The organism is Saccharothrix mutabilis subsp. mutabilis, from assembly GCF_039521145.1.
GTDB classification, from domain to species: domain Bacteria; phylum Actinomycetota; class Actinomycetes; order Mycobacteriales; family Pseudonocardiaceae; genus Actinosynnema; species Actinosynnema mutabilis.
The window spans coordinates 139,904-162,312 of the sequence record NZ_BAAABU010000001.1; the positions used below are offsets into that span (position 1 = coordinate 139,904).

22 protein-coding genes and 1 riboswitch are annotated in these 22,409 nt (G+C 71.2%); of the genes, 12 read left to right on the forward strand and 10 right to left on the reverse strand.

Features of this window, described 5'->3' with window-relative positions:
* Positions 1–146 precede the first annotated feature (146 nt).
* Complete coding sequence (locus tag ABD126_RS00665; RefSeq protein WP_343931559.1) at positions 147–1,109, reverse strand: acetylxylan esterase; 963 nt, start codon at positions 1,107–1,109, stop codon at positions 147–149.
* 103 nt (positions 1,110–1,212) lie between these two features.
* Between ABD126_RS00665 and ABD126_RS00670 the strand changes: the two genes are divergently transcribed.
* The 3 genes from ABD126_RS00670 (at position 1,213) to ABD126_RS00680 (ending at position 5,039) form a co-directional block, all read left to right on the forward strand.
* Positions 1,213–2,229, forward strand: a complete 1,017-nt coding sequence (locus tag ABD126_RS00670) for a LacI family DNA-binding transcriptional regulator (protein ID WP_343931560.1) — start codon at positions 1,213–1,215, stop codon at positions 2,227–2,229.
* Positions 2,230–2,346: 117 nt separating this feature from the next.
* Positions 2,347–3,963, forward strand: a complete 1,617-nt coding sequence (locus ABD126_RS00675) for a cellulase family glycosylhydrolase (protein ID WP_343931561.1) — start codon at positions 2,347–2,349, stop codon at positions 3,961–3,963.
* 5 nt (positions 3,964–3,968) lie between these two features.
* The gene (locus tag ABD126_RS00680; protein ID WP_343931562.1) at positions 3,969–5,039 is read left to right on the forward strand and encodes a GDSL-type esterase/lipase family protein; all 1,071 of its coding nucleotides are present in this window, start codon (positions 3,969–3,971) and stop codon (positions 5,037–5,039) included.
* Positions 5,040–5,085: 46 nt separating this feature from the next.
* Here ABD126_RS00680 and ABD126_RS00685 read toward each other — a convergent pair whose 3' ends face one another.
* The gene (locus ABD126_RS00685) at positions 5,086–6,084 is read right to left on the reverse strand and encodes a ribonucleotide-diphosphate reductase subunit beta (RefSeq protein WP_343931563.1); all 999 of its coding nucleotides are present in this window, start codon (positions 6,082–6,084) and stop codon (positions 5,086–5,088) included.
* A complete protein-coding gene (locus ABD126_RS00690; protein WP_343931564.1) occupies positions 6,081–8,210 on the reverse strand; it encodes a ribonucleoside-diphosphate reductase subunit alpha in 2,130 nt (709 codons plus the stop codon). The genes ABD126_RS00685 and ABD126_RS00690 overlap by 4 nt, the downstream gene beginning before the upstream one ends.
* A 197-nt stretch (positions 8,211–8,407) precedes the next feature.
* A riboswitch (cobalamin riboswitch) is annotated at positions 8,408–8,610 on the reverse strand.
* A 575-nt stretch (positions 8,611–9,185) separates the two neighbouring features.
* Between ABD126_RS00690 and ABD126_RS00695 the strand changes: the two genes are divergently transcribed.
* Positions 9,186–9,584 (forward strand): DnaJ family domain-containing protein, encoded by a 399-nt coding sequence (locus tag ABD126_RS00695; RefSeq protein ID WP_343931565.1) that lies wholly within the window; start codon positions 9,186–9,188, stop codon positions 9,582–9,584.
* Here the strand turns inward: ABD126_RS00695 and ABD126_RS00700 are convergent.
* Positions 9,571–9,753: a DUF397 domain-containing protein gene (locus ABD126_RS00700; RefSeq protein WP_343931566.1), complete on the reverse strand. Its 183-nt coding sequence runs from the start codon at positions 9,751–9,753 to the stop codon at positions 9,571–9,573. The genes ABD126_RS00695 and ABD126_RS00700 overlap by 14 nt on opposite strands.
* Positions 9,750–10,595: a helix-turn-helix domain-containing protein gene (locus tag ABD126_RS00705; protein WP_343931567.1), complete on the reverse strand. Its 846-nt coding sequence runs from the start codon at positions 10,593–10,595 to the stop codon at positions 9,750–9,752. Before ABD126_RS00705 ends, ABD126_RS00700 begins: the two co-directional genes overlap by 4 nt.
* A gap of 437 nt (positions 10,596–11,032) precedes the next feature.
* Between ABD126_RS00705 and ABD126_RS00710 the strand changes: the two genes are divergently transcribed.
* Positions 11,033–12,007, forward strand: coding sequence for a helix-turn-helix domain-containing protein (locus tag ABD126_RS00710; RefSeq protein WP_343931568.1), 975 nt, complete (start codon positions 11,033–11,035; stop codon positions 12,005–12,007).
* A gap of 9 nt (positions 12,008–12,016) precedes the next feature.
* Here ABD126_RS00710 and ABD126_RS00715 read toward each other — a convergent pair whose 3' ends face one another.
* The 5 genes from ABD126_RS00715 to ABD126_RS00735 all read right to left on the reverse strand — a co-directional run bounded on the left by ABD126_RS00715 (position 12,017) and on the right by ABD126_RS00735 (position 14,573).
* Positions 12,017–12,619 (reverse strand): TetR family transcriptional regulator, encoded by a 603-nt coding sequence (locus ABD126_RS00715; RefSeq protein WP_343931569.1) that lies wholly within the window; start codon positions 12,617–12,619, stop codon positions 12,017–12,019.
* Positions 12,616–13,200, reverse strand: coding sequence for a TetR family transcriptional regulator (locus ABD126_RS00720; protein WP_343931570.1), 585 nt, complete (start codon positions 13,198–13,200; stop codon positions 12,616–12,618). Before ABD126_RS00720 ends, ABD126_RS00715 begins: the two co-directional genes overlap by 4 nt.
* 55 nt (positions 13,201–13,255) lie before the next feature.
* Positions 13,256–13,510, reverse strand: a complete 255-nt coding sequence (locus tag ABD126_RS00725; protein ID WP_343931571.1) for a helix-turn-helix transcriptional regulator — start codon at positions 13,508–13,510, stop codon at positions 13,256–13,258.
* 81 nt (positions 13,511–13,591) lie between these two features.
* The gene (locus ABD126_RS00730) at positions 13,592–13,993 is read right to left on the reverse strand and encodes a nuclear transport factor 2 family protein (RefSeq protein ID WP_343931572.1); all 402 of its coding nucleotides are present in this window, start codon (positions 13,991–13,993) and stop codon (positions 13,592–13,594) included.
* A 7-nt stretch (positions 13,994–14,000) separates the two neighbouring features.
* A complete protein-coding gene (locus ABD126_RS00735; RefSeq protein WP_343931573.1) occupies positions 14,001–14,573 on the reverse strand; it encodes a GNAT family N-acetyltransferase in 573 nt (190 codons plus the stop codon).
* 220 nt (positions 14,574–14,793) lie between these two features.
* Between ABD126_RS00735 and ABD126_RS00740 the strand changes: the two genes are divergently transcribed.
* From ABD126_RS00740 to ABD126_RS00770, 7 genes are all read left to right on the forward strand, one after another.
* Positions 14,794–15,741, forward strand: coding sequence for an NsdA family TPR-like regulatory protein (locus tag ABD126_RS00740; RefSeq protein WP_343931574.1), 948 nt, complete (start codon positions 14,794–14,796; stop codon positions 15,739–15,741).
* A 328-nt stretch (positions 15,742–16,069) separates the two neighbouring features.
* Entirely contained in the window at positions 16,070–17,284 is a 1,215-nt protein-coding gene (locus tag ABD126_RS00745; RefSeq protein ID WP_343931575.1) for a pectate lyase family protein, read from the forward strand.
* Positions 17,281–18,156: a carbohydrate ABC transporter permease gene (locus ABD126_RS00750; protein ID WP_343931576.1), complete on the forward strand. Its 876-nt coding sequence runs from the start codon at positions 17,281–17,283 to the stop codon at positions 18,154–18,156. The genes ABD126_RS00745 and ABD126_RS00750 overlap by 4 nt, the downstream gene beginning before the upstream one ends.
* Entirely contained in the window at positions 18,153–18,956 is an 804-nt protein-coding gene (locus tag ABD126_RS00755) for a carbohydrate ABC transporter permease (protein WP_343931577.1), read from the forward strand. Before ABD126_RS00750 ends, ABD126_RS00755 begins: the two co-directional genes overlap by 4 nt.
* 17 nt (positions 18,957–18,973) lie before the next feature.
* On the forward strand, positions 18,974–20,245 hold the full coding sequence (locus tag ABD126_RS00760) for an ABC transporter substrate-binding protein (protein WP_343931578.1): 1,272 nt from the start codon (positions 18,974–18,976) through the stop codon (positions 20,243–20,245).
* Positions 20,242–21,393, forward strand: coding sequence for an enolase C-terminal domain-like protein (locus ABD126_RS00765; RefSeq protein WP_343931579.1), 1,152 nt, complete (start codon positions 20,242–20,244; stop codon positions 21,391–21,393). The genes ABD126_RS00760 and ABD126_RS00765 overlap by 4 nt, the downstream gene beginning before the upstream one ends.
* A 67-nt stretch (positions 21,394–21,460) precedes the next feature.
* Complete coding sequence (locus ABD126_RS00770) at positions 21,461–22,399, forward strand: pectate lyase family protein (protein WP_343931580.1); 939 nt, start codon at positions 21,461–21,463, stop codon at positions 22,397–22,399.
* The last annotated feature ends 10 nt before the right edge of the window (positions 22,400–22,409 follow it).

Consider the following 22,409-nt stretch of genomic DNA (forward strand, 5'->3'; position numbering starts at 1 on the left):
CGCTTTTCATCTTGAGAGCGCGAAGCGCGTTCAAGAGCGCGACAGCGCGAGTTCAAAGATGAAAGAGCCTCGCCGGCGGGCAGGCCGCCAAGGAAGACACGAAGCGGGGCTGTGTATGCGCGCTTCGCGCGCACCCGGGGCTTGCGTCAGAGGTGCGCGTGCAGGTGACGCAGTTTCGTCTCGTCGTGCGTCCTCGGGGTCTGGTGGCCGCTGAACGGGAAGACCGCCAGGTCCTTCGGGGCCTGGATCTCGTTGTAGGCCGCGTAGACCGTGGACGGCGGGCAGACCTCGTCCATCAGCCCCACGCTCATCAGCGTGGTCGCGGTGATGCGGCGGGCGAGCAGCGCCGCGTCCACGTGGCGCAGGGTGTCCAGGGCGGCGGGGATCAGGGTCGTCTGGTGCGCCAGGAACTGCGAGATCTCCGCGTACGGGTCGGCCGCCGTGATGGTGATGGCGCGGTGGAAGTCGCACAGGAACGGCACGTCCGCGTGGCACACCTTGACCGCGTCGCCCTTGAGAGCCGCCGCGGCCAGCGCCAACCCGCCGCCCTGGCTGCCACCCGAGACGGCGATGCGGGTCGCGTCCACGCCGTCCACAGAGGCCGCCGCTTCCACGGCCAACGCGGCGTCGGTCATCAAACGCGTGTAGTAGTAGGTCTCCGGGCTGGCGATGCCCCTGGTCATGACGCCCGGGAACTCCGGGCCGGCCGGGCCGGAGTCGGCGGTCTGGCCCGTGGACCAGCGCCCTCCCTGGCCCCGCGTGTCCATCACGAACACCGCGTAGCCGGCGGACGGCAGGAGCACGTGGTCCGCCGGGAGGCCCCGCCCACCGCCGTAACCGATGTAGGTCACGACCGTGGGCAGGTCCGCGTCGGTCGGCGGGCGCAGGTACCAGGCCTTGACCCGGTCGCCGTTCGCGCCGGAGAACTCCGCGTCCCACACCCGCAGCGGGCCGTAGACGTCCTCGCCGTACGGGGTCAGCATCGGGGGTTGCGACAGGGCGCGGGCCGCGTCGAGGCGGTCGCGCCACCAGGCGTCCAGGTCCGCTGGCTCCGCGGTGGCGGTCCGGTAGGTCTTCAGCTCGGCTTCCGGCAGGTCGAACCAGGGCACCTCGATCTCCCTTCGGGAGCTGTTAAGCGGTTAATCACAGTAGTGGAGCATCCGGGGGTGGCGCCGGTCTAGACTCGGCGATCACCCTGGCAAGGAGGCGCGGGTGGGAGCTAAGCGTCCGACCATCTCGGACATCGCCAAGGCCGCCGGCGTGTCGACCGGAGCGGTGTCGTACGCGCTGAACAACCGGCCCGGGGTGTCCGAACCGACCCGGCGGCGGATCATGGACATCGCCGACCGGCTCGGGTGGGTGCCCAGCAGCGCGGCGCGGTCGCTGAGCGACGGGCGGGCCAACGCCATCGGGCTCGTGGTGGACCGGCCGGCCCGGGTGATCGGCGTCGAGCCGTACTTCATGCAGTTGATCGCGGGCATCCAGGGCGCGTTGGCGGGCGGCCCGACGGCGTTGTTGTTGCAGGTCACCGACAACGCCCAAGCCGAGCTGGCGGCGTACCGGCGCTGGTGGGGCGAGCGGCGGGTGGACGGGGTGCTGCTGGTCGACCTGGTCGAGGACGACCCGCGCGTGGAGCTGGTGCGCGAGCTGCGGCTGCCCGCGGTGGTGCTGGGCGAGCCCGAAGTGGCCGACCTGCCGTGCGTGTGGACCGACGACGAGGCCGCCGTCGCGGAGGTGTTGGAGTACCTGGTCGCCCTGGGGCACCGGCGCATCGTGCGGGTCGCCGGGCCGACCCGGTTCGTGCACACCCGGACCCGGTCCCGGGCGTTCACCTCGGCGGCGGCCCGGTTGGGGCTGGGCGAGGCGCGGATCGTGCACACCGACTACTCCGACGAGGCTGCGGCGCGGGTGACGCGGCGGGTGCTGACCGGCGGCGACCCGCCCACGGCGCTGGTGTTCGACAACGACGTGATGGCGGTGTCCGCGCTGGGCGTGGCGCACGAGCTGGGCCTGTCGGTGCCCGAACAGCTCTCGCTGGTGGCGTGGGACGACTCGGCGCTGTGCCGGCTGGTGCGGCCGGCGCTGTCGGCGGTGCGGCGGCCGATCGCCGAGCGCGGCGCGGCGGCGGTCCGGCTGCTGCTCGACGTGATCGCCGGCGAGGCCGTGGAGCACGTCAAGACCTCCGACCCCGAGCTGGTGCCGAGGTCGAGCACGGGGCCCGCCGCCTGATCCGAGAGACCTTCGCGTTGGTCCGCCCGTTGACACTTAAGCGGTTAATTGCTTTGGTGTGGGAGCGCTGCCCTGCGCTCGCCCGTGTCAGTGTCGACGACTACGCGAGGAACACCCATGCGCAAGCGATTCACCATGGTCGGCGCCGCCATCGCCGCCTTGGTCCTCTCCCTGCTGACCGCGGCGCCGCCCGCGTCGGCGGCCACCGGGTTCTACGTCAGCGGCGGCAAGCTGTACGAGGCCAACGGCAACGAGTTCGTCATGCGCGGCGTCAACCACGCCCACACCTGGTACACCAGCCGCACCGCCCAGGCCCTCAAGGACGTCAAGGCGCTGGGCGCGAACACCGTCCGCGTCGTGCTCTCCAGCGGCGACCGCTGGACCCGCAACGACGCCGCCGACGTGGCCAACGTCGTCAGCCAGTGCAAGGCGAACAAGCTGATCTGCGTGCTGGAGGTGCACGACACCACCGGCTACGGCGAGCAGAGCGGCGCGGTCAGCCTGGCCAGGGCGGTCGACTACTGGATCGGCATCAAGAGCGCGTTGGCCGGCCAGGAGCAGTACGTCATCCTCAACATCGGCAACGAGCCGTACGGCAACCAGGGCTACTCCACCTGGGCGGCCGACAACAAGGACGCCATCGCCCGGCTGCGCGCGGCGGGATTCGGGCACACGATCATGGTGGACGCCCCGAACTGGGGCCAGGACTGGTCGTTCACCATGCGCGACAACGCCGCCTCGGTGTTCGCCGCCGACCCGGCCAAGAACGTCGTGTTCTCCATCCACATGTACGGCGTGTTCGACACCGCCGCCGAGGTCAACGACTACCTGGGCCGGTTCGTCAGCGCCGGCCTGCCGATCGTGGTGGGCGAGTTCGGCCACGACCACTCCGACGGCAACCCCGACGAGGACACCATCTTCGCCACCACCCAGCAGCGCGGCCTGGGCTACCTGGCCTGGTCGTGGTCGGGCAACGGCGGCGGCGTCGAGTACCTCGACCTGGCCGTGAACTGGGACCCGGCGAACCTGTCGCCGTGGGGCCAGCGGGCGTTCAACGGCGCCAACGGCATCAAGGCCACCTCCAAGGAGGCCACGGTCTACGGCGGTGGCGGCGGCGACAACCAGGCCCCGACCACTCCCGGCACGCCCACGGCGTCCGGCGTGACCTCGAACTCCGTGACGCTGTCCTGGGCCGCCTCGACCGACAACGTCGGCGTGACCGGCTACGACGTGGTGCGGGTCAGCGGCGCCACCGAGTCCCCGGCGGCGTCGGCCACCGGCGCCACGGCCACGGTGACCGGGTTGTCGGCCTCGACCGCCTACACCTTCGCGGTCTACGCCCGTGACGCCGCCGGCAACCGGTCCGCCCGGTCCGGCACGGTCGCGGTGACCACGCAGCCCGGTGGCGGCGGCGGGGCGTGCGCGGTGGCGTACAAGGTCGCGGGCCAGTGGCAGGGCGGCTTCCAGGGTGACGTGAAGATCACCAACACCGGGTCGGCCGCGGTCAACGGCTGGACCCTGAAGTGGGCCTACGCCAACGGTCAGACGATCACGCAGAGCTGGGGCGCGTCGCACGCGCAGTCGGGCGGCAACGTCACCATGACCAACGCCTCTTACACGGCGGACATCCCGCCGGCGGGCTCGGTCAGCCTCGGGTTCATCGGCACGTGGAACGGCGCCAACTCCGTGCCCACGTCGTTCACCCTCAACGGCGCGACCTGCGCGACGGCGTGACGGCGATGCGGAAGAACGGTGCTCTAGCCGCGTTGTTGGGGGTGCTGGCCGCCATCGTCGCGTTGGTGGTGGCCGCGCCCGGCCAAGCCGCTCCGGTCACGGCGGCCGACCCCGTGCGGATCATGGCGTTGGGCGACTCGATCACCGGCTCGCCCGGGTGCTGGCGGGCCTTGCTCGACCGGGACCTGCGGGCGGCGGGGCACACGGACATCGACTTCGTGGGCACCTTGCCGGGGCAGGGGTGCGGTTTCCCCTACGACGGTGAGAACGAGGGGCACGGCGGGTTCCTGGCGACCAACGTGGCCGACCAGAACCAGCTCGTCGGGTGGCTCGCCCAGACCCACCCGGACGTCGTGCTGATGCACTTCGGCACCAACGACGTCTGGAACAACCGGTCACCGGCGACGATCCTGGCCGCGTTCGGCAAGCTCGTCGACCAGATGCGGGCCGACAACCCGGACGTGCAGGTGCTCGTCGCGCAGATCATCCCGATGAACCCGGCCAACTGCGCCGAGTGCGCGCAACGGGTGGTCGACCTCAACGCGGCGATCCCGGGTTGGGCGGCGGCGAAGTCCACCGCCCGGTCGCCGGTGACCGTGGTCGACCAGTGGACCGGGTTCTCGACCTCCGCCGACACCGGGGACGGCGTGCACCCCAACGCCTCCGGCGACCGGAAGATCGCCGGCCGGTGGTTCCCCGCCGTGGTGAACGCCCTCGGTTCCGCACCGCCGACCAGCACGACCACGACCACCACCACCACCACGACGCCGCCGGGTTCGACGTGCGACGCCGTGGTGAAGGTGGTCAACAAGTGGCAGGGCGCGTTCCAGGCCGAGGTCACCTTCACCAACCGGGGCACGACGCCCGTGTCCGCCTGGTGGGTCCGGTTCACGCTGGCCCAGGGCATGTCGGTGGCGCAGGTGTGGAACGGCACGGTGAGCCAGACCGCAAGCGACGCCACCGTCCGCCACGCCGGCTGGAACTCGCAGGTCGGGCCCGGCGGCTCGGCCACCGCCGGGATGATCGTCAACGGCGACCCGGCCGGCTGGACCCCGGCGCCGGTCTGCGGGTCCTGAGTGGACGCTGCCGGTCGCGCACCCCAGCGCGACCGGCAGCACCGCCTCAGAAGTCCTCGTCCAGCGCGACCGTGCCCGGCACCGCCACCTGGTAGGCCGAGGCGCGCCGTTCGAAGAAGTTGGTCAGCTCCTGCACGTCCTGCAACTCCATGAACGGGAACGGGTTCGCCGCCCCGAACACGGGGTCCAGGCCCAGCCGCACCAGCCGCTGGTCGGCCACGTACGACAGGTACTCGCGCATGTCCCGGGCGTTCATACCGGGCAGACCGCCGCCGCACACGTCCTGGGCGAACCGGAACTCCACCTCGACCGCCTCGCGCAGCATGGCGGTCACCTCGGCGCGCAACGCGTCGTCGAACAGCTCCGGCTCCTCGGCGCGGACGGTGTCCACGACGCCGAACGCGAAGTTCATGTGCATCGACTCGTCGCGGAACACCCAGTTCGTGCCGGTGGCGAGGCCTTGCAGCAGGCCGCGCGAGCGCAGCCAGTACACGTAGGCGAAGGCGCCGTAGAAGAACAGGCCCTCGATGCACGCGGCGAAGCAGATCAGGTTGAGCAGGAACGCCCGGCGGTCGGCGCGGGTGCGCAGCTCGGCCAGGCCGTTGATCGAGTCGATCCACTTGAAGCAGAACTCGCCCTTGGCGCGGATCGACGGGATGTGCTCGATCGCGGCGAACGCCCGCGCCCGCTCGTCGTGGTCGGGCAGGTAGGTGTCCAGCAGGGTCAGGTAGAACTGGACGTGGACGGCCTCCTCGAACAGCTGGCGCGAGAGGTAGAGGCGGGCCTCGGGCGCGTTGACGTGCTGGTAGAGGTTGAGCACCAGGTTGTTGGCCACGATCGAGTCGCCGGTGGCGAAGAACGCGACCAGCCGGTGCACCAGGTGGTGCTCGGCGGGGGTGAGGCGGGCCAGGTCGGCGACGTCGGCGGCGAGGTCCACCTCCTCGACCGTCCACGTGTTGCGGATGGCGGCCCGGTACTGCTCGTAGAAGTCCGGGTAGCGCATGGGGCGCAGGGTCAGGTCCATGCCGGGGTCGAGGAGCGTCACTGGCAGGCCTCGCAGGTCTCGGGGTTCTCCAGGTCGCACGTCGACTTGGCCGCGACGGTGGTCTGGTTGATGCGGGTCGCGGGCCGGGAGCGCAGGTAGTAGGTGGTCTTGAGACCGGCGCGCCAGGCGTAGGCGTACATCGAGGACAGCTTGCCGATGGTGGGGGAGGCCGAGAACAGGTTCAGCGACTGCCCCTGGTCGACGTACGGGGTGCGCGCGGCGGCGAGGTCGATCAACGCCTTCTGCGGCAGTTCCCACGCGGTCCGGTAGCGGGCCTTGAGGTCGGCCGGCAGGTCCAGGCCCTGGACCGAGCCGTCGGCCCGCTTGATGGCGTCGCGGGTGGCCTGGTCCCAGCGGCCCAGGGCCTTGAGGTCGCGCACCAGGTACGGGTTGACCTGGAGGAACTCGCCGGACAGGGTCTCGCGCTTGAACAGCGTGGAGACCACCGGCTCGATGCACTCCGAGCAGCCCGCGATGGACGCGATGGTGGCGGTGGGCGCGATGGCCACGACCAGCGAGTTGCGCAGGCCGTGCCGGGCGATCTTCTCGCGCAGTCGCCGCCAGCGCTCGGGCTGCCGCGGGTCGGCGTGCGGGAAGTGGTCGAGGTGCAGCACGCCGCGCGCGGCCCTCGTGGCGCCGAACTCGGGGTGCGGACCGTGCCGCTCGGCCAGGTCCGCCGAGGTCTCGAACGCCGTCAGCGCGATCTCTTCGGCGATCCCGGTGGACAGTTCCAGCGCTTCCGGCGCGTCGAAGGCGAGTCCGTGCTGGAAGAACACGTCCGCGAGGCCCATCACGCCCAGGCCGATCGGCCGCCAGCGCCGGTTGCCGCCGCCCGCCGCCGGGGTGGGGTAGTAGGTGAGGTCGATCGTGCGGTCGAGGAACTTCACGGCCGTGCGGACGGTCGCCCGCAGCCGGTCCCAGTCCATGCCGTCGGGGGTGGTGTGGCGGGCCAGGTTGACCGAGCCGAGGTTGCACACGGCGGTCTCGTCGTCGCCGGTGACCTCCAGGATCTCGGTGCACAGGTTGGACAGGTGGATGACGTTGCCGGGGACCGCGGTCTGGTTGGACGTGCGGTTCGCGGTGTCCTTGAAGGTCAGCCAGCCGTTGCCGGTCTGGGCGAGGGTGCGCATCATGCGGCCGTACAGGGCGCGGGCGGGCAGGGTGCGCTTGGCCAGGCCCTGCCGTTCGGCCCGCTGGTAGGCGGCGTCGAAGTCCGCGCCCCAGAGGTCGGTCAGGTGCGGGACGTCCTTGGGGTCGAACAGCGACCAGGGGTCGTCGGCCTCGACGCGCCGCATGAACTCGTCGGGCACCCACAGGGCCAGGTTGAGGTTGTGGGTGCGCTGCGCTTCGTCGCCGGTGTTGTCGCGCAGTTCGAGGAACTCCTCGACGTCGGCGTGCCAGGGTTCGAGGTAGACGCAGGCAGCGCCCTTGCGCCGGCCGCCCTGGTTGACCGCGGCGACCGAGGCGTCCAGGGTGCGCAGCCACGGCACGATGCCGTTGGAACGGCCGTTGGTGCCGCGGATGAGCGAGCCCCGGGACCGGACGCGGGTCCACGAGACGCCGATGCCCCCGGAGAACTTGGACAGCCGCGCGACCTCGGCGTAGCGGTGGTAGATCGAGTCGAGCTCGTCGCGGGGCGAGTCGAGCAGGAAGCACGACGACAACTGCGGGTGGCGGGTGCCGGCGTTGAAGAGGGTGGGGGAGCTGGGCAGGTAGTCGAGGCGGGAGAGCAGGGCGTACAGCTCCCGCGCCTCCTCGACGGTCTCCGACAGCCCGCAGGCGACGCGCAGGAAGAAGTGCTGGGGCGTTTCGATGACCGTGCGCTTTTCGGGGTGGCGCAACAGGTAGCGGTCGTAGACGGTCTTGAGCCCGAAGTACTCGAACCGGTCCGTGGCGGCTTCGTCGATCGTGTCGTCCAGGGCGTCGGCGTGCCGAGCGACGAACCCGGCCAGCCGTTCCGACAGCAGCCCCAGTCGGGATCCCAGCTCCACACTCGCGGAGAAGCGTCGATGGTCTCCGACTTCGGCCCGGATGGTCCCGGCCAGCAGCCGCGCGGCGAGCTTGGAGTACTGCGGATCAGTGGCCGTCAGGGCAGCAGCGCCCCTGACCGCCAACTCCCGAGCCACTCGCTCTTGCTCTGGCTCTTGCTCTTGCTGTTCGGCTCCTGCCCCGGCTTCAACCAACCGGAGGACCCGGTCGGTGCGAACATCGGGCAGGTCGGCGGCGAGTCGCGCCAACTCAAGACGCAGGCCGTCCAACGGCCGCGCGTCGACAACGGTCAAGGCTCTCTCCTCGTGAGCAGGACCAGACCGCACGCCGAGGTCCGGCGCGCGCACGGGTGGCAGGTCTTCGGACTCGCGGGCACCGTGCACACACCTACTGGCCGTCGCTTCCCAGGCCCGTTGGACCCAGTGCTCGTCTGACGGCGGTCGTTCCCGCTCACCGCTGCGGGGCAGTCCCGGACTCACACCGGGTTCCCTCTTGCCTCACCGGGTAGGACGGTGAACCACCAGCGCGCTGGACACTACATGTTGTGCCGGGTGGCGGGAATGGGCCCCAGGTGGTGTGTTGGTATGATCGAATCTGGTAAGGGAGGTGGGTGTACCCGATCGAGTGACATGCAGGATCGGGAACCACTCCGCCCTCCGCACGTCCCGTGATATGGAGCGGGCGGGCACGGCAGGGGGACCTTCGGAACGCGCCGAACAACGCGCAACGCCCCCACCTCACCCCAACCCCGCACCCATGCCCCAGCATCGCCCGGCCCCACCACCGCCCACCCGGCAGCCCGCCCCGCCCCGCCGCCCCACGCGCAGCCCCGCCGCCGGCCGCCCGCCGCCCGCCGCCGGCCGCCCGCGCGGCCCCGCCAGCCCGCCGCGCCGGCCCGTTGTGTCGCCTCGCCGCGCGGCCTCGCCGCCACGCCCGCCCGGCCGCCACGCCCACCCTCGCCGCACCGCCCTCGCCGCACCGCCCGCCCGGCCTGGCCGTCCGGCCACCACCGATGCCAGCCGCTCCCCGCTCGTGCCCCCTGCCGCATCGACCCCCGCCGGCACCGTCGTGGAGGCGGCCGGGCGTGGGTGGTCGCGGGTACCGTCGTGGGTATGACTCAGCGCAAGCCCGCCGGGGTCGGGTTCGAGACGTGGGTGGAGCGGCAGATTCGCGAAGCTCAGGACAAGGGCGAGTTCGACGACCTCCCCGGCGCCGGCAAGCCGCTCGCCGGCCTCTCCGAGCCGCACGACGAACTCTGGTGGGTCAAGGACAAGGTCCGCCGCGAAGAAGGCACGATGCTGCCCCCGACCCTGCAACTCCGCAAGGAAGCGGCCGAAGCGCGTGCGGCGGCGGGGGCGGCGGGCACCGAGGACGAGGTGCGGCGGATCCTCGGCGAGATCAACGCCCGCATCACCGAGGCGATCCGCAAGCCGCTGTCCGGCCCGCCGCTGAACATGATGCCGTTCGACGTCGAGCACGTCGTGCGCGAGTGGCGGCTCAGCCGTTCCTGAGCGCGTTGAGGAAACCCGCGAAATGCGCGGGAGTGAAGACCAGCTTCGGGCCGTCCGGGTTCTTGGAGTCGCGGACGAGGACCGCGGACCGGGTGTGGGCCAGTTCCACGCAATCACCGCCGGTGCCGCCGCTGCGGCTCGACTTGCGCCACGCGACCCGGCCGCTCACCGGGACTTCTCCAAGGCGTTCAACAGGGTGACGCTCCGGGTCGGGGGCAGGGCCGCCTGGCGGAGCGCGTCGAACGCCTCCTCGTAACTCGCCACGTGCGCGGGATTCTCGACGGTCGTCGCGGTGGTCAGGGCCTCCAGGTACACGACCGGGTCGCTGTCGGGGATCCGCAGCAGGACGAACGGGTAGCCGGTCAGGGCGTGGGCGGGCGCGTCCAGCGGGAGGACCTGGAGGGTCACGTTCGGCAGGCCGGACAGCTTCCGCAGGTGGCGGAGTTGCGCACGCATGGTGTCCGGGGTGCCGACCGTGGCCCGCAGGGCGGCTTCGTGCAGCACGGCGTGGAGTCGCTGCTCGCCGTCGGTGACGCGGTCCAGGCGGGACAACCGGGCCTCGACCAGGCGCTCGACCTCCTCGGCCGGACGGCCCGGGTGGGCGGTGAGCACGGCGCGGGCGTAGTCGGCGGTCTGGAGCGGGCCGGGGACCAGTTCCGCTTGGTAGCGCAGGACTTCCGTCGCGAGTTGCTCCAGGGCGTGGAACCTGCGGAAGAAACCGGGCAGGACGGTGCCGAAGTTCGTGCGGGGACGGCGTTTCCGCGCTTCCCGCGCGAGTTCCTCGATGGGCTCGCGGGCCTGGCGCGTGGCACCGTAGTGGTCCAGCAGCAGGGTCAGCTCGGCCTGCCGGACGGCCACGTCGCCGACCTCGATGCGCCGGACCTTGGCCGGTGAGCACTCCAGCACCTTGGCGGCGTGCTCCTGGCTGACGTTCGCCGCTTCACGCAACCGCGCCAACGCCTGCCCGAGCCGCCGCTTGGCCGCCGTCGGACTCGCACCGTTCCCGGGCATGGTTCACCTCTCGCCGGACCTCCGCTGTTGTTGTGAGTGTGCCGCAAAGTCCTGTGGCACAGGACTTTCTTCACTCGAAGGTGTACTCGTGCAGCCTGCACGTGCAGGTTAACGTCGCGGGTGAGGACTCCGGGGGAGGATCATCGGGGCGGCTGCCTGCCGTGCCGCGCAAGCCGTGCCGCGGAAGCCGTGTCGCGCAGAACGCGGAAGCCGCGCCGTGCCTGCTGCGCCGTGCCTGGCGTGCCGCGTCTGGTGGCCCGGTTGGCAGCGCGCGTCGTCGGGCGGGCGCGTCGTCGGCCGATCGCGGGCACGAGGGTTGTGCCTGCCCGTCACGCGCGTGCACGTGTGCAGCGTGGATCCACCACCCCACCGGGCACGCGAGCGGGCGCGTTCGTGTTGCCCGTGCACAGCCGCGCCCTGCCGAGGAGGGACTCCGCATGAACTTCACGACGACGGTCGTCAAGGGCTACGCCAAGGGCCAGACCATCCGGGCGCTGGCCGCCGCCACCGGCAAGTCCTACAGCACCGTCCGCAGCACCCTGATCGCCCAAGGGGTCCGCCTGCGCGGACGTGGCCACCGACCACCCCGCAAGCCGCTGCTGCCCGTCCGCGACGCCCGCGCGCGACGGCAGGAGCTGTCCACCGAACTGCTGCGCGCCCGCCTGGCTTCGGGGCTGACGGGCGCCGCGGCGGGGCACCTGGCCGGGATCAGCCAGTCCAAGGTGTCCAAGGTGGAGACCGGGCGGCTGGTGCCCAAGGTGGCCGACGTGGCTCGGTTGGCCGACGTCTACCGGACCGCGCCCGAGACCCGGCAGAGGCTGATCTCACTGGCCGAGGAGGTCGTCCGCGAGGCCGCGCACCGGCGGGCCGTCGTGCACCGCGGGGTCGCCGGGCGCCAGGTCGTGGTCGCGCGGGCCGAGGCGGCGGCGCGGACCGTCCGCATCCTCGCGTTGACCAGCCTCCCGCCACAGCTGCTCCGCACCCCCGACCGCGACCGGCGGCTGGTCGTCGTGCTGTCCGAGAGCGCGCTGCGCTCCGACCCGGACAACTGGCCGTGGCTGCGCGAGATCAGCCTCGCGCCGACCGTCGAGCTGGGCGTGATCCCGTGGCTCACCCGGGTGGACGTGCCGGACGCGGGGTTCCACGTCTACGACGAGTCGATGGTCGTCTTCGGCCTGCTCGCGGGCAACGTCGTGATCACCGACCCGGACGACGTGCGCGGCCACGTGCAGGCCTTCGACAAGCTCCACCGGTCCGCCATCACCGGCTCACGCCTCCGCACCCACCTCGACCACCTGTCCGCCGAGGGCCACCGCACCCACCTCGACCACCTGTCCGCCGAGGGCCACCGCACCCCGCCGGCCGGCCCCCCGACACGCCCGACCGGCGACGACACGCGAGACGCCGCCTGACCCGCCGCGTCACCCGACGCGGTAGAGGCCGCGGCTCGCCGGCGGAACCAGGTGGTTCAGGCGGTGGTGCCACATCGTGGAGAGGGTGTTGGTGCGGGTCTTCGTGATCACCGTCAACGCCTGCGTGCCCACCACCGCCGCCGCGATCGCCTCCGCCTCCCGCCGCGGGTCGAGGTCCGGGTTCAGCTCGCCCGCCGCCGCGGCCTGGCGGAGGAGGTCGCGGGCGGTGGTGGTGAGGCTGCTGAAGTGCAGGCCCGCCAACAGGTCGAACAGCTCGCTGGTGAACAGCAGCCGCACGCCCACGCGCACGGTCGGGTCCGTCCCGGTCAGCTCCGCCATGCGGTGGGTCAGGTCCACCAGCGCCTGCAGCGGACCCACCCGCGCCTCGCACTCGGCCCGCACCACGTGCCACCGGCGGAAGTACTCCTCGACCACCGCCACCGCCAACGCCTGCTTGGAGGGGAAGTGCCGGTACAACGCGCCTTTCGTCACCGACACGCTCCGGCACACCGCGTCCAACGACGTGTTGTCGTACCCGTGCCGGTCGAACAGGTCGGTGCCCGCGGCCACCAGCGCGGCGCGCGTGCGGGCACCCTGGGCGGCCACGGTCATCTCGGGGTGATCCGCAGCGTCGCGTACACCGAGGGCTGGGCGACGGCGGGCAGCCACGTCCGCCACACGTCCGCGACCTGCCGCGCACCGCCCGACGGCCCGTCCACGGCCATCGCCACCAGGTGCACGCCGACCAGCGCGGCGACCACGCCGTCGGCGCACTCCACCAGGTCGACGCCGGGGCGCAGCTCACCCCGGTTCTCGGCGTGCCGCAACAGGTCCAGCACGGTCGCCGTCCACCGGGCCACCTGCCGCTCGGCCACGTCGTCGCACAGCGGCGCCTGGAACAGCAACCGCTGCACCACGGCGCGGTCCCGGTTGACCGCGTACCCGAGGTCGATCAACACCTGCAACGGGCTGCGGTGCACGCGCTGGAGGCGCTCCCGGACCCGCGCCCACTCCCGCGCCTGCCGGTCGAGCACGGCCAGCGCCAGCGCCTTCTTGGAGCTGAAATGCCCGTACAGCGCGCCTTTCGTCACCCCCGCGCGATCGCACACGTCGTCGATGGTGGCCCGTACGTAACCGTCGCGGTCGAACGCTTCCGCCGCCGCGGCCAACAGCCCGTCCCTGGTGGTCGACACGTCGTGAATTGTCACCACACCGGGCATCGGGCGACAACCGTGTTGTGTGAACAGTTCAATGCCTCCGGCGCGCCGCGCGTTCGATTGCGGCGGCCCGTTCCAATTCCTGCTGCGACGCGTCCAGGACCTGTCCCAGCCAGGCGCGCCAGTACGGGCCCGGGATGCGTTTGCCACGTTCCCAGCGGGACACCTCTTCCCTGGTGACGCTGGTGTTCCCGGACGCGGCGTGCAGCCGTGCGGCCAGGTCGTCCTGCGTGAGGTTCCGGCCGCGCCGCAGGTGGGCGAGGATTTCGCTGATGGGACCGGACACCGGCACAGTGCCTCCCCCTTTCCGTGGTCGTCGGGATTGTGGGTCCATTCTTCCAGCGCGTCCGGGTGAATCGGGAAAGCATCACGGTGATACCGGCGGAACATCTCGCGCCAGTGCACGTGCAATTGCCAGTGTGTCGGTGTGCATCCGGAAGTCCGTGATGAGCCCGCGGTGCACGCCCACGACCAGCGCGAAGTCGAAATCCGCCGGAGCGCCCGTCGCGCGGACGCGCGCGTGCAGCCGGCCGGTGAGGACCGCGTCGGCGTCGTCCACGAGCAGGTCGCGGGTGGTGATGCCGGTCAGTTCCAGCACCGCCCGGAACGCCAGGAAGAACGATTCCACCTCGCGCGGGTTGTGGACCTCCGCGGGCCACGGCGCGCCGGGGACCGGTGCGGTCCACCAGCGCACCTCGTCGGCGAACAGCCTGCTCAGCCCGGCGGTGTCCTTCGCGGCCCACCGGGCGACGAGCCGCTCCACCAGCATCGTGACTTCAGCGCGCCCGCGTCCCATACCCCGCCCGTGCCCGCGTCGGCAGCCCCGCCGGCGTCTCGCGCTCCGCACACGGCCGGCACGGCACGATCGCCTCCCCGCCCGGCCCGACCCGCACCGCGCCCGCCGAGCGCAACATCCGCGCCACGGCCCGGTTGCCGGGCAGGTGGGTGACGCTGAACCAGCGGAAACCGTTGCGCAGCGCGGCGTCCGAGAGGTGCCGCACGAGCAGGGTGGCCAGGCCGACCCGCCGCCACCCGGTCGCCACGGCCACGGCGACCTCGGCGACCTGCGGGGTCCGGGTCGCTTCGTAGCGGCCGATGGCGACGCCCCGGCCGTCCCGGTCCCGCGCGACCAGGGCGTGCCGCCGCACGTGGTCGAGTTCCGTCAGGTGCGCCAGCAGCGCGGGCGTGACCGGCGGCGGCGCGCCGCAGAACCGTTGGAACAGCGTGTCCAGGTCGGCGGTGCGGATCGCTTCGGCCAGCTCGTCCCGGTCATCGGGACGCAGCGGTGCCATCCAGACCTCCCGTCCGTCGTGCAGGCGCAGCGCGGACGCGATTGCCTGTCCGTACATGAGTACTCCTCGTGGTGTCGACTGGAGCAGCCACACCTTCGGAGCCGCGTGAACACATGAGCAAGCCTCGTACGGCGGTGCCGGCCGGGACAGGGGCCAATGCGGGCGTCTCCAACGGACGCGTCCGGCGGGGTGGTACCGGCGGTGCACCACCTTCCGCCCGCCGCGCGCCGCGAGTTTGATCGCCACCGACGGCAGGAGGCGACTGTGAGGTGCGGCGATGGTGGAGCAGCGACGTGTCCCCGCGCGCATCGGCGTGCGTGACGTCGTGCGGTTGGAGGAGGAGACGGAGCGGCTGCGCGGTATGGACTACCGCCGGGGCGGCGGGGCGTGCCGGGACTCGGTGATCGTCGCCGCCGCCTGGAGCGACCAGCTGCTGAGCGCGAAGTCGACGACCGCGGTGCGGACCCGGCTGCTGGTCGCGCTGGCCGACCTGCACAACCTGGCGGGCTGGACGTGCTTCGACACCGGTCTGGAACAGGCCGCGGCGCGGCAGTGGGACCGGGCCCTGACCCTGGCCGCCGAGGCCGGGCACGACGAGCTGGTCGCCAACATCCACTACCGGTCCGGGCGGATGCGCCTGCACAACGCGCGGCGCCGCGAGGCGTTGGAGATCTTCGAACTGGGCGTCGCGGCGGCCAGGCGAGCCCGGTCGCGGCACGCGACGGCGATCCTGCGGGCGAACGAGGCGTGGGCGCACGCGGGGCTGGGCGACCAGGGCATGGCGATGATCCGGCTGCGGCAGGCGCACGAGGAGTTCGACCGGACGGCGGCGGAGGACGTCCCCGGCTGGGCGCGGTTCTTCGACGAGACGGACCTGTCCGCGATCACCGGTGTGGTGCACACCGAACTGGCCCGCACGGTGGACCCGGCCCACACCGCGACGGCGATCCCGGCTCTTGGGGTGGCGGTGGAGGGGTACCCGGAGCGGATGGCGCGGAGCCGGGCGCTGAGCTTGATCGCGTTGACGGCGAACCACCTGCTGGACGGCGACTTCGACCAGGCGGACGCGGTGGGGCAGCGGGCGGTGGCGTTGGCGTCCGAGGTGAGTTCGATCCGGGTGGCCGACCGGTTGCAGCCGTTGCGGCACTTGGCCGACCGGTACCGGGGGGACCCGCACGCGCGGGTTCTGGCGGCTCGCATCGCGGCTTTCACACCCGCTCTGTGAGGTGAGGTCCTGGGCGGGGGGCTGGGCTGGGGCTGGGGCGAGGGCGAGGACGGGGGCGAGGGCGAAGACGGGGGCGAGGGCTGGGGCTGGGCTGGGGCTGGGTAGTGGGTCCGCCTGGCGGCAGAAGCGGCACCGACCCCGCTCCCGGCCGTCCATCCCACCGCGGGTCGAATTCGATTCGAATTCGACCCGCGTTCGACAATCGGGATCGAACGCCCATCGAACGAAAGCATTTCGTTGACGCCGGCCACACGCCGTCGTAATACTCGGTTCGCACTTCTGGAAAGCGTTCACAAATCTGAACAAATCTTCGGTCGAGGAAGTCGCCATGCGGATTCCCGTGGTTCCCGTGGTCGCGGTCGTGCTGTGCTGCGCCCTCGCCACGCCCGTCCAGGCAGGCCATGACCTGGGCAGACAAGTCCTGTCGGCCGGTGACGGCTGGGCCAGCGCCGGGTCCGGCACCACCGGTGGCTCGAATGCGTCGAACGTGCACGTCGTGCGCACCGCGGCGCAATTGCGGGCCGCGCTCGCCGGTCCCGCGCCGCGATTGGTGAAAGTGCGCGGGGTCATCGACCTGCGGGCCGACTGCGCCGCCTACGCCACCGGCGGGTACACGCTGGAGGAATACCTGAAGGCCTACGACCCGGCGGTCTGGGGGCGGGACCGCGAGCCTGCCGGGCCGTTGGAGGACGCCCGCGCCGCCTCCGCGCGAAACCAGGCCGCCGCCATCGCGCTGAACGTCGGCGACGACACCACGATCGTCGGCGACGGTCGGGGCGCGGGCATCACCGGCGGCAACCTGCGGGTGCACGGCGCGCGCAACGTGATCATCCGCAACCTGACCTTCCGCGACACCCGCGACTGCTTCCCGCAGTGGGACCCGACCGACGGCGCCACCGGCAACTGGAACTCGTCCTACGACTCGGTCTCCCTCAACGGCGCCACCAACGTCTGGGTGGACCGCTCGACGTTCACCGACCAACCCGACACCACCGAAACCGTCCACTTCGGACGCCCCTACGAGCGGCACGACGGCCTGCTGGACATCACCAACGGCTCGGACCTGGTCACCGTCTCCCACAACCGGTTCGAAGACCACGGCAAGACCATGCTGATCGGCTCCTCGAACACCTCCACCACCGATCCCGGCAAGCTGCGCGTCTCGGTGCACCACAACGTCTTCCGCAACGTCGAGGAACGCGCCCCGCGCGTCCGGTTCGGCCAGGTCCACGTCTACGACAACCTGTTCGAGGCCGGCCCCACCTACAACTACGCGTGGGGCGTGGGCGTGCACTCCAAGATCGTCGCGGAGAACAACTACATCAAGGGCATCCCCGCCGAGGACGTCATCCGGCACTGGGGCGGCACCGCGATCACCACGCGCGGCAACCTGGTCGACGGCCGCCAGACCGACGTCGTCGCCGCCTTCAACGCCGCCCACCCGGACACGCCGCTGGCCGCCGACGCGGGCTGGACGCCGACGCTCACCCGCGGCCTGGAACCCGCGCACAAGGTCAAGCACCTGCGGGCGGGCGCTCGGTGAGGACCAAGAGGTGGGCGCCGTACGCGCTGATCGCGCCGACGCTGCTGCTGATGGCGGTGTTCCTGCTCTACCCCATCGCCAGCGTCGTGCACTACAGCCTCCAGCGCTACAACGTCACCCAGCCCTGGAAGAACGGGTTCGTCGGGCTGGAGAACTTCCGCTTCATGCTCACCGAGGACCCGCTGTTCTGGCAGAGCCTCGCGTTCAGCGCCAAGTGGGTCGTGGTGGAGGTCGGTCTCCAACTCCTGCTCGGCCTGGTCCTCGCGCTGATCGTGAACGAGACGTTCGTCGGGCGCGGCCTGGCGCGGGCGCTGGTGTTCTCCCCGTGGGCGGTGTCGGGCGTGCTCACCACGGGCATCTGGATCCTGCTCTACAACCCGTCCACCGGCATCTTCCAGGAGCTGGCCGGCTGGGGGATCGGCTCGCCGGGCACCTCGGTGCTCGGCAACCCGGCCACCGTCTTCCCCGCGACCGTGGTCACCGAGCTGTGGCGCGGTGTGCCGTTCTTCGCGATCCTGCTGCTGGCCGACCTGCAGAGCATCCCGAAGGACCTGTACGAGGCGGCGGCGGTGGACGGCGCGGGCCGGTGGCGGCGGTTCATCAGCGTGACGCTGCCGCACCTCAAGGACGCGATCATCCTGTCCACGCTGCTGCGCGCGGTGTGGGAGTTCAACAACGTCGACCTGATCTACACGCTCACCGGCGGCGGCCCGGCCAACCAGACCACCACGCTGCCCCTGTACGTGGCGCGCAAGGCGGTCGACTCGCACGACTTCGGCTACGGCTCGGCGCTGACCGTGGCCGGGTTCGTGATCCTGCTGTTCTTCTCGATCCTGTACCTGCGGTTGTCGAAGTTCGGGAGTCGCGCATGAGCCGGGTGTTGCGGCTGCACGTGCCGCTGGCGCTGTACCTGCTGTTCACGCTCGTGCCGTTCTACTGGATGCTGGTGTTCGCCGTGCGCCCCACCGGCTCCACCGCGCTCGTGCCGTGGCCGATCACGTTCGAGCACTTCGACACCGTGTGGAACGGCATCGGGTTCGGCACGTTCTTCTACAACAGCATGGTGATCGCGCTGGGCGTGCTGGTGTTCGTGTCGGTGCTGTCGCTGATGGGCGGTTACGCGTTGGCGCGGTTCAAGTTCCGCGGGCAGCGGCTGTTCCTGGTGGCGTTGCTGTGCACGCAGTTCATCCCGGGCGCGATGATGCTGATCCCGCTGTTCGTGATCTTCCGCGAGGCGGGCCTGTTGAACAGCCTCACCGGGTTGATCGTCGCCGACGTCGCCTTCCAGCTGCCGTTGGCGCTGATCCTGATGAGCGGGTTCGTGCGCAACGTCCCGGTGGAGCTGGAGGAGGCCGCGATGGTGGACGGCTGCACGCGGCTGCGCGCGTTCTTCGCGGTGATGCTGCCGCAGCTCAAACCGGCGCTGGTGGCGGTGGGGTCGTTCGCGTTCATCGGGGCGTGGAACAACTTCCTGTTCGCGCTGATGTTCGCCTCCCGGCAGGACAAGTTCACCCTGCCGGTCGGGCTGAGCTACGCGCTGGGGGAGTTCAACACCGACTTCGGCGCGCTGGCCGCCGGCGGCGTGGTCGCGGCCGTGCCGGTGGTGCTGGTGTTCGCCGTCGTGCAGCGGTACCTGGTGCAGGGCCTGAGCGCCGGGGCGGTCAAGGGATGAGGATTGCGGGAGGAACCATGCGGGCACTGCTGGTCGTGCTGGCCCTGGTGCTGTCGGCCTGCTCGTCGGGCGGCGGGGACGGCGGCAGGACGACGATCGTGTTCTGGGACAACAACGGCGGCCCCGGCCGCACGCCGATCTACGAGGAGCTGATCAAGCGGTTCGAGGCCGCGAACCCGGACATCGACGTCGAGTACGTCGGCATCCCCAGCTCGTCGGTGCAGCAGAAGTACGACACCGCCATCGCGGGCGGTTCGACGCCGGACGTCGGCGGCGTGACCACGTCGTACCTGGCGCACCTGGTGGGCCAGGACGCCCTGGTCGCGCTGGACGACCGCGTCGAGGGCAGCGGCTTGCGGGGCAAGTTGCTGCCGTCGCTGGTGGAGACGGTCCGGCAGACCGCGCCGGACGACAAGCTGTACTCGGTGCCGTCGTCGGGCAACATGGACGTCGTCTGGTACCGCACGGACTGGTTCACCCAGGCCGGCATCACGCCGCCGCGGACGTGGGACGAGCTGGTGGCGGCGGCGGAGAAGCTGACCGACCGGGCCGCGAACCGGTACGGCTACACCATCCGCGGCGGCGCGGGCTCGGTGTTCCAGCTGCTGACCGAGGCGTACTCGTACTCCGGGGTCACCGAGTTCTTCAGCGGCGGGAAGTCCACGGTCGGCGACGAGCGCAACGCCGAGCTGGTCGGCAAGGTGGCCGCGCTCTACAAGAAGGCCACGCCCGAGGCGGACGTGAACAACAGCTACACCCAGATGGTCGCGCAGTTCACCGGCGGGTCGGTCGGCATGATGCACCACAACCTGGGGTCCTACGGCGACGTCACCAAGGCCCTGGGCGACCGCGTGGCCGCGATGCCGCTGCCGGTGGGGCCGTCGGGCAAGCGGACCGTGGTGCCCAACCCGACCGACGGTTTCGCGGTGTTCAAGAACAGCGAGAACCAGGACGCGGCGTGGAAGTTCGTGGAGTTCCTGACCTCGAAGGAGTCGAACTCGTACTGGAACGAGAAGGTCGGGCAGATCCCGGCGAACACCGACGTGCGCGACGCGGCGTGGATCGCGTCCAACCAGCCGGTGAAGATGGCGCTGGGCGTCCTGGAGGACCCGGCGACGGTGACCGTGCCGGCTCCCGTCTACCTGCCGCAGTACTCCTCGATCACCAAGACCGACAGCGAGCCGCAGTACCAGAAGGTGCTGCTGGGTGAGCTCGCGCCGCAGGCGTTCCTGGACGAGATGGCGACCAAGCTGACCGCCGCCCAGAAGGAGTGGGAGGAGCGGAAGTGATCGAGACCGTCGAGGTGTCGGTGTTCACCACCACGGCGTGGACGGCGGTGGACTCCGGCGGGCACCGGCACCCCAGCGCCGAGCACGAGGTGCGCGAGGCGGTGCTGGAGATCACCGACTCCGACGGGGTCGTGGGGCGCGTGCAGGTGCACCCCGACCAGCTCCGGCCGGCCGTTCTGGAGGCGTACGTCCGGCCGGTGCTGGTGGGCGCGGACCCGTGGGACCGGGAGCGGTTGTGGCGCTTGATGGCCCGTCGCCAGCGCGGGTCGCACGGGCGGTTCACCGACCGGGCGTTGGGGTACGTGGACACGGCCCTGTGGGACCTGGTGGGCAAGCGCGCCGGGTTGCCGGTGTGGAAGCTGTTGGGCGGGGCGCGGTCATCGATCCCCGCTTACGCCAGCACGATGTGCGGCGACTCGATCCCCGGCGGGTTGAGCACGCCGGCCGACTACGCCGAGTTCGCCGAGCGGTTGGTGGACCAGGGGTACCGGGCGATCAAGCTGCACACGTGGATGCCGCCGGTGGCCGGTGCGCCGAGCGTGCGCGCGGACATCCAGGCGTGCGCGGCCGTTCGCTCCGCCGTCGGGCCCGACATCGCGTTGATGCTGGACGCGAACCACTGGTACTCGCGGACCGAAGCGCTCGAACTCGGCAAGGCGCTGGAGGAGCTGGACTTCTACTGGTTCGAGGAGCCGATGGAAGAGGCGTCGACGTCCTCCTACCGGTGGTTGGCCGACCAGCTGCGGATCCCGGTGATCGGGCCGGAGGTGGCGTGGGGCAAGCACCTGAGCCGGGCGGAGTGGGTCGGGTCCGGGGCGTGCGACATCCTGCGCGCCGGACCGACCGACGTCGGCGGCATCACGCCCACGGTCAAGGCCGTTCACCTGGCGGAGGCGTTCAACGTCGACTGCGAGATCCACGGCGACGGCAGCGCGTCGCTCGCGGTGCTCGGCGGCACCGACGCCGGCCGCTGGTACGAACGCGGGCTGCTGCACCCGCACCACGACTTCGACCGCGTGCCGCCGCACCGGCTCGCGGCCGTTGACCCGCTCGACGCGTCCGGGCACGTCACCCTGCCCACGTCGCCCGGCCTGGGGGACGCCTGGAACGTCGAGCACATCCGCGATCACACGGTGGAGAGGTGGTGATGGCCCAGCCGTAGGGAAAAACCGCCGCCGGTTCTCCTGTCATCCACAGTCGTATGGAGGAAACCCGATGTCTCGCACGATTTCCCGTGCGCTGGTCGCGGCCGTGGCGGTGGCCGCGGCTTCGGTGGCCGTCGTCGCACCGGCGCAGGCCGCTTCGTTCAACCTGGAGGGGTGGGCGACGCAGGGCGGTGGCACCACGGGTGGCGGCAGCGCCACCCCGGTGACCGTCTCGACCACCTCGGCGTTCGTCTCGGCGGTCCAGTCGTCGAGCGCGGCCGTGATCCGCGTGTCCGGCACGATCACGCTGTCGAGCATGGCGAAGGTGACGTCGAACAAGACGATCATCGGCGTCGGCTCGACCGCCACCATCGCCGGGCACGGCCTGAACATCTCCAACGCGTCCAACGTGATCGTCCGCAACCTGAACTTCCGGGGGTGGAAGGACGACGCGATCAACGTCCAGTACTCCAGCCGCGTCTGGGTGGACCACAACAGCTTCTCCAGCGGGTACGACGGCGCCGTGGACGTCAAGCGCGCGTCCGACTACGTGACCGTGTCGTGGAACAAGTTCTCCAGCCACAACAAGACCATGCTGCTGGGCCACGACGACGGCAACGGCGGCGAGGACCGCGGCAAGCTGCGCGTGAGCTACCACCACAACTGGTTCGACGGGACGCAGCAGCGCCACCCGCGGGTGCGCTTCGGCAACCCGGTGCACGTCTACAACAACTACTACGGTGGCGTGACCGACTACGGGGTGGCGTCCACGATGGAGGCGGGCGTTCTCGTGGAGGGCAACTTCTTCGAGAACACGCGGGACCCGTTCCACCGCGGCGAGGGCGACTCGCCGGCCGCGAACCTGGTGGCGCGCAACAACCACTTCGTCAACTCGGGCTCGGGTGACCAGGGCGGCAGCGTCAAGTCGATCCCGTACGGCTACACGCTCGACCCGGCGGGCAACGTGAAGTCCATCGTCACGGCCGGCGCCGGCACCGGCAAGATCTGACCCTCCGCAG

Bases quoted from the DNA above. Each gene is read 5' to 3' on its own strand.
- ABD126_RS00675 (WP_343931561.1), top strand. From the start codon at position 2,347: ATGCGCAAGCGATTCACCATGGTCGGCGCCGCCATCGCCGCCTTGGTC.
- ABD126_RS00755 (WP_343931577.1), top strand. From the start codon at position 18,153: ATGAGCCGGGTGTTGCGGCTGCACGTGCCGCTGGCGCTGTACCTGCTG.
- ABD126_RS00710 (WP_343931568.1), top strand. From the start codon at position 11,033: ATGAACTTCACGACGACGGTCGTCAAGGGCTACGCCAAGGGCCAGACC.
- ABD126_RS00680 (WP_343931562.1), top strand. From the start codon at position 3,969: ATGCGGAAGAACGGTGCTCTAGCCGCGTTGTTGGGGGTGCTGGCCGCC.
- ABD126_RS00695 (WP_343931565.1), top strand. From the start codon at position 9,186: ATGACTCAGCGCAAGCCCGCCGGGGTCGGGTTCGAGACGTGGGTGGAG.
- ABD126_RS00770 (WP_343931580.1), top strand. From the start codon at position 21,461: ATGTCTCGCACGATTTCCCGTGCGCTGGTCGCGGCCGTGGCGGTGGCC.
- ABD126_RS00740 (WP_343931574.1), top strand. From the start codon at position 14,794: ATGGTGGAGCAGCGACGTGTCCCCGCGCGCATCGGCGTGCGTGACGTC.
- ABD126_RS00760 (WP_343931578.1), top strand. From the start codon at position 18,974: ATGCGGGCACTGCTGGTCGTGCTGGCCCTGGTGCTGTCGGCCTGCTCG.
- ABD126_RS00705 (WP_343931567.1), bottom strand. From the start codon at position 10,595: ATGCCCGGGAACGGTGCGAGTCCGACGGCGGCCAAGCGGCGGCTCGGG.
- ABD126_RS00735 (WP_343931573.1), bottom strand. From the start codon at position 14,573: ATGTACGGACAGGCAATCGCGTCCGCGCTGCGCCTGCACGACGGACGG.
- ABD126_RS00745 (WP_343931575.1), top strand. From the start codon at position 16,070: ATGCGGATTCCCGTGGTTCCCGTGGTCGCGGTCGTGCTGTGCTGCGCC.
- ABD126_RS00715 (WP_343931569.1), bottom strand. From the start codon at position 12,619: ATGACCGTGGCCGCCCAGGGTGCCCGCACGCGCGCCGCGCTGGTGGCC.
- ABD126_RS00730 (WP_343931572.1), bottom strand. From the start codon at position 13,993: ATGCTGGTGGAGCGGCTCGTCGCCCGGTGGGCCGCGAAGGACACCGCC.